Below are 5,220 nucleotides of genomic sequence, written 5' to 3' on the forward strand. Positions count from 1 at the left end.
TACGTGCTTCTCCCATCCAGACTTTAACTGTCGGTACCGGAATTCCACCGGTTCAACCGTGGCCTCGGGTTCCGGGTGGAACTTTCGGCGACGGGTCGCGGACTATAACCGCCGGTTCGGACTTACACCGACCCCGGAGCACGTTGTGTTTGCGTAACTATGCTCTCATAACTGCTTCGGGGGAACCTGCATTCCCGTCACCTTGTGTCACAGCGGTCACAGGCGCGCCAGTCCTACCGGCTGGCAGCGGCCCGCAACGAGGCGATGGCCTGCTCCGGATCCGTCTGGCCGTACACGGCAGATCCCGCGACGAAAACAGTGGCGCCGGCCTCGGCAGCCCGCACGATGGTTTCTTCCGTGACACCGCCGTCCACCTGGATGGCCACCGGGAGCCCGGAGCCCGCGACCGCTTCGGCGGCCTTGCGGATCTTCGGCAGCGTCACGTCCAGGAATGCCTGGCCGCCGAAGCCGGGCTCAACGGTCATGATGAGCAGCAGGTCCATCTCCGGGAGCAGGTCGAGATAGGGCTCGACGGCGGTTGCCGGCTTCAACGCCATGCCCGCCTTGGCTCCGCGGGACCTTAGCTCCCGGGCCAGCCGCACCGGAGCTGCCGCCGCTTCCACATGGAAGGTCACCGATTCGATGCCGGCATCGGCGTAGGCCGGCGCCCAGCGGTCCGGGTCGGCAATCATCAGGTGGGCATCCAGCGGCAGGCTGCTGACCTCCCGGATCCGTTGCACCACCGGCAGTCCGATGGTCAGGTTCGGCACAAAATGGTTGTCCATCACATCCACGTGGACGGCATCGGCGGTGCCGATGCGCTGCAGTTCGGCTTCAAGGTTGACGAAATCCGCGGAGAGGATGCTGGGGTTGATGCAGCACTGTGCCATGCCTGCCATGCCTGCCTGTCTGTAGGTCGTAGGGGTGTGGGGAGAGTTACGTGGTGCGGCGCAGCAGTGCCATGAACATGGCATCGGTACCGTGCCGGTGCGGCCACAGCTGCGCGGTCGTCCCGCCGGCCCGGCCCACAGCGTCCGCGCCGGGCTGTCCTGCTTCCAGATGGCCAGGCAGCGAGACGCTGTCGAGGACGGACGATGTGTCCAGCAGTTCCAGACCGGCGTGGCGGCGCAGCAGATCGGCGACCACCGCCGTCGTCTCCGCCGGATGCGGGGAGCACGTGACATAGGCGATCAGACCACCCGGCTTGGCGGCGCCGACGGCCGCTTCGAGGAGGTCGCGCTGCAACGGGCCCAGCTGGGCGACGTCGGAGGGCTTCCGCCGCCACCGGGACTCCGGACGGCGGCGCAAGGCTCCCAACCCGGTACATGGCGCGTCCACCATGATCCGGTCGAACTGGCCGGCATACTGTTCGCCCATCTCGCGGCCGTCTCCGGTGCGGATGTCCCACACCTCGGGCGGAACCGGAGCCAAGGCCTTCCGCACCAGCTCGGCACGATGTTCTGCCACCTCATTGGCCAAGAGGGTGGCGCCCTGCTGAGCAGCCAGCGCGCCCAGCAGGGCGGCCTTCCCGCCGGGGCCTGCGCACAGATCCAGCCAGCGCTCGCCCGCAGACACCGGCCCGGCGGCAGCCAGTGCCCGTGCCACCAGCTGCGAGCCGGCGTCCTGAACACGCGTGGTCCCCGCCCGGACGCTGGCCAGCCGGCCGAGGTCGCCGCTGGCAAACAGGGCCGAGTCTTCGACCAACTCCCCTGGCTCGGCGCCGGCGTCGATGGCCTCGTCCAGGGTGCCCAGACCGGGCAGTGCCAGCAGGTTTACCACCGGGGCGGCGTTGTCGGCCGCCAACAGGTCTTCCAGCTCGTCCACGCTGCGGCCGTGGCCGGCCAGCGACTGCCGCAGGGCGCGCACCACCCATTCCGGATGGCTGTGTTCCAGCGCGGCAGCCTTGACCGGGTCGGTCTCCCCCGCGGTCAGTTCCGCGGTCCAGCCCCGCAGGTCGCGGGCGGTAACCTTGCGCAGCACGGCGTTGATGAGCGAGCCGGGGCCCGCGCCGATGACCGCGCGGGCCAGGCTGACGGTTTGGTCCAGGGCAGCATGGGCAGGCACGCGCATGGCGAGCAATTGGTGGCTCCCCAGGCGCAGGGCATCCAGGACCGCCGGGTCCAATTGATCCAGAGGGCGGTCGACGCAGCGGGCCAGAATGGCATCGTAGGTGCCCAGACCGCGCAGCGCGCCGTAGGCCAGTTCGGTGGCGAAGCCGGCGTCGCGCTTGTCCAGCCGGTGTTTGCGAATGCTCGCCGGCAGCACCAGGTTCGCGTACGCGTCGTCCCGCTCCACCGCGCGCAGCACCTCGAAAGCGGCCAGCCGGGCAGGATCCGCTGTCCGGGTCCGCTGTGACGGAGCAGACCGTGAGTATTGCCTCGTGCCGCCGCGGTTGCGTTCCCGCCCCGCAGCATCGCGGCGGTTGGCCCGCTGGCCGCCGCCTTCGTGGTTTCCGCGTCCGCGGCTGTCATTGTTGTCGCGGCCGCTGTTCCGGCTGCCGTCGTTCCGGCCGTTCATGCGAAGTGCACATCCTTACGCTGCCCGAGCCCGCGGGCCCAGTCTGCTGCATCCATCATCTTCTTGCCCGCCGGCTGCACTCTTTCCAGCTGCACGGCATGGGAACCTGTGCCCACCAGCACCGACGGCGTCGAGCCGTCGGAGAGCTGTACTGCGCCCGGCGTGAGCTCCCGATTCTCCGGGCGCGGAAGCACCGGGCCCAGCTTGAAACGCTGCCCCTCCAGCATGGTCCAGGCGCCAGGCTCGGGGGTAACGCCGTTGATGCGGCGGCGGATGGCCAGCGCGGGCTGCCGCCAATCAATGTGTCCGTCTTCCAAGGACAGCTTGGGCGCCAGAGTCACCTCGCCGGTTTGTGCCACGGCCACGGCTTTGCCCGCGCCCACGGCTGCCAGCGTCTGGGACAGCAGCACGGCGCCGCTGCGCGAGAGCCTGTCCAGCACTTCGCCGCTGGTATCCTCCGGGCGCAGCGTCTCGGTCAGCGTGCCGTACACCGGGCCGGTGTCCAGCCCCTTCTCCAGCTGGAAAGTAGAGGCACCGGTGACATCGTCTCCATGGATGACCGCATGCTGCACCGGCGCCGCACCGCGCCAGGCCGGCAGAAGCGAGAAGTGCAGGTTGATCCATCCATGTTCCGGCATGCCCAGCGCTGCCTCGGGCACAAGGCCGCCGTAGGCCACAATGGCCGCCACCTCCGGAGCGGCTGCCCGAATAGCTTCCATCGTGTCCTGCCCGATCCGGTTGGCCCGTATGACCGGAATGCCAAGCCCGGCGGCCCGGGCAGCCACTGGCGAAGCTGTCAGGACGCGTTTGCGTCCCACCGGAGCGTCCTCCCGCGTGAGCACCGCCACAACGTTAAAACCGTCGTCAACGAGCCGATCGAGGGACGGCACAGCCACTGCGGGCGTGCCGGCAAAAAGGACGCGCATGCGCCCGCCGTTTTCCGTCATGCCAGCGGCTGCCCGAAGGACCCGCTGCCGGCCGGTGTTGTTCCGCGGCCGAACCCGGAGCCGACGTGGGCAGCACGCTGGGCCTGGGTTTCACCGGCCACGCCGTTGTAGCCGGTGTTCCGGATGGAGCGCAGCGCGTTCTTACGGTCCTCGCCGGTGAGATGGTCAATGTAGAGGACACCATCCAAGTGATCGGTCTCATGCTGGAAGCAGCGGGCCAGCATGCCTTCACCCTCATACTCCACCGGGTTGCCGTGCAGGTCCTGGCCTGTCACGCGCGTCCACCGGCGCCGGCGGACGGGATAGGCCAGCGCGGGGATGGACAGGCATCCTTCAGGCACATCTTCTTGGTAGTCGTCGCTGAGCTCGAGCACCGGATTGATCACGTGGCCGCGCTTGCCGTCCACCCGGAAAGTAAAGACGCGCAGACTGACGCCCACCTGAGGGGCGGCCAGCCCGGCGCCTTCGACGTCCTCCATGGTTTCGTCCATGTCCGCCACCAGCTTGGCCAGCTCCGGCCCGAACCCGGTCACCGGTTCCGCCTTGGTCCGCAGGACGGGGTCGCCGATAATCCGGATGCTCAGGATTGCCATGTAGTACTTGTCCTCACTGTTGCTTTGCGTGCCCTGCCGTTGGTGCTTCCGGTCCAGTTTAGTGGGCTTGCCGGGCGGCCTGCAGGGCGGCGGCCGGCGGTGCGACCGGCAGCAGGGCACGGCCTGCTTCGGACACCTGCAGGCGCGTCTCCCAGGCCCGCCGCAGCGAGCAGAACCGGTACCAGTGCCACCGCAGCACTTCGGGATTGGCGCGCATGGGCCGGACTTCCGTCTCCCCGATTGCCACGCCCAGGAGCAGCGGATCGTCTCCGTGGGCCCAGGGCTCCCAGTTCCCCTCCGCGCCGTCGACCAAGGACTCCTGTGCCTTCATGCCCGCCACCAGCTGCATGACCACTTTGTCATTGAGCGCCTTGACCTGGCCGTTACGGTCCGTGCCTTTGGTCTTGAAGTCGATCAGGCAGGTCCGCCCGCCGATCCGGGCCACCAGGTCCAGCGTGCCGGCGTAGCCCACCTCCTGGTTCCAGACCGTGATCTCCGGGGCTATTGGCTCCACGTCGTAGAGCTGCCACCACTCGTCGAACCTGGCGGCGAAACCTTCTTCGCCATTAGCCTTGAGCGATTCCCGGGCCCCTGCGACATCGTGGTTCTTCCCCAGGGCCCGCAGCGCCACCTGTTCGCAGTACCCGTGGACCCGGTCCCCGCGCAGCGCTGCGGCATCCCGGTAGCGGTCGGCCGCCAGTGTTGCTTCCTTCGCCAAGGTGCGCAGCCGTCCAGGGTCTCCCGCAGCATCGGCCAGCCTCACATCGGAGGCCAGCGAAGTGGCCGCCATATGGGCAAACCAGCCGTCCAGCGTGGTCGGCTCCTGTGCGATCACGGTGGTGATGGAGGGGACCGACGGTGGCTCCGTGGTGGAGCGCGCGTACATCCGGCCGTGGGTGGTGGCATGCGCAAGGAGTGGTGCAGTCATAAGGAAATCTTCTCAGGTTCTACTGACGGTTCCGGTCCGCAGCCTGGTGGAGGGGAACCCTCAGCACGTGGACGGGAAGCGGCAGCCCGCCTCCACCGCCGCCGGCGGCCGTCGCTTAAACGCGAACATCCCGGCCAAGCTGTGCCTGGCCGGGATGTCATGCTGAGGTGGGCGATACTGGGTTCGAACCAGTGACCTCTTCGGTGTGAACGAAGCGCGCTACCACTGCGCCAAT

5 protein-coding genes and 1 riboswitch are annotated in these 5,220 nt (G+C 68.3%); all 5 genes read right to left on the reverse strand.

Features of this window, described 5'->3' with window-relative positions:
* Positions 1-145, reverse strand: a riboswitch (FMN riboswitch).
* An 88-nt stretch (positions 146-233) separates the two neighbouring features.
* From rpe to AC5RWT_RS34210, 5 genes are read right to left on the reverse strand one after another with little or no spacing between them, the layout of a single operon-like run.
* A complete protein-coding gene (rpe, locus tag AC5RWT_RS34190; RefSeq protein ID WP_494084105.1) occupies positions 234-890 on the reverse strand; it encodes a ribulose-phosphate 3-epimerase in 657 nt (218 codons plus the stop codon).
* A gap of 46 nt (positions 891-936) precedes the next feature.
* Positions 937-2,517, reverse strand: a complete 1,581-nt coding sequence (locus tag AC5RWT_RS34195; protein ID WP_494084101.1) for an RsmB/NOP family class I SAM-dependent RNA methyltransferase — start codon at positions 2,515-2,517, stop codon at positions 937-939.
* Positions 2,514-3,443, reverse strand: coding sequence for a methionyl-tRNA formyltransferase (gene fmt / locus AC5RWT_RS34200; RefSeq protein WP_494084102.1), 930 nt, complete (start codon positions 3,441-3,443; stop codon positions 2,514-2,516). Before fmt ends, AC5RWT_RS34195 begins: the two co-directional genes overlap by 4 nt.
* Before the next feature lie 17 nt (positions 3,444-3,460).
* A complete protein-coding gene (gene def, locus AC5RWT_RS34205) occupies positions 3,461-4,057 on the reverse strand; it encodes a peptide deformylase (RefSeq protein WP_494084103.1) in 597 nt (198 codons plus the stop codon).
* A 58-nt stretch (positions 4,058-4,115) separates the two neighbouring features.
* Positions 4,116-4,985 carry a cytochrome gene (locus AC5RWT_RS34210; RefSeq protein WP_494084104.1) on the reverse strand — a complete coding sequence of 290 codons (870 nt, stop codon included), beginning with the start codon at positions 4,983-4,985 and terminating at the stop codon, positions 4,116-4,118.
* Positions 4,986-5,220: the final 235 nt, after the last annotated feature.

Source organism: Arthrobacter sp. Dra40 (genome assembly GCF_059091905.1).

Bases quoted from the DNA above. Each gene is read 5' to 3' on its own strand.
- AC5RWT_RS34210 (WP_494084104.1), bottom strand. From the start codon at position 4,985: ATGACTGCACCACTCCTTGCGCATGCCACCACCCACGGCCGGATGTAC.
- fmt (WP_494084102.1), bottom strand. From the start codon at position 3,443: ATGCGCGTCCTTTTTGCCGGCACGCCCGCAGTGGCTGTGCCGTCCCTC.
- rpe (WP_494084105.1), bottom strand. From the start codon at position 890: ATGGCACAGTGCTGCATCAACCCCAGCATCCTCTCCGCGGATTTCGTC.
- AC5RWT_RS34195 (WP_494084101.1), bottom strand. From the start codon at position 2,517: ATGAACGGCCGGAACGACGGCAGCCGGAACAGCGGCCGCGACAACAAT.
- def (WP_494084103.1), bottom strand. From the start codon at position 4,057: ATGGCAATCCTGAGCATCCGGATTATCGGCGACCCCGTCCTGCGGACC.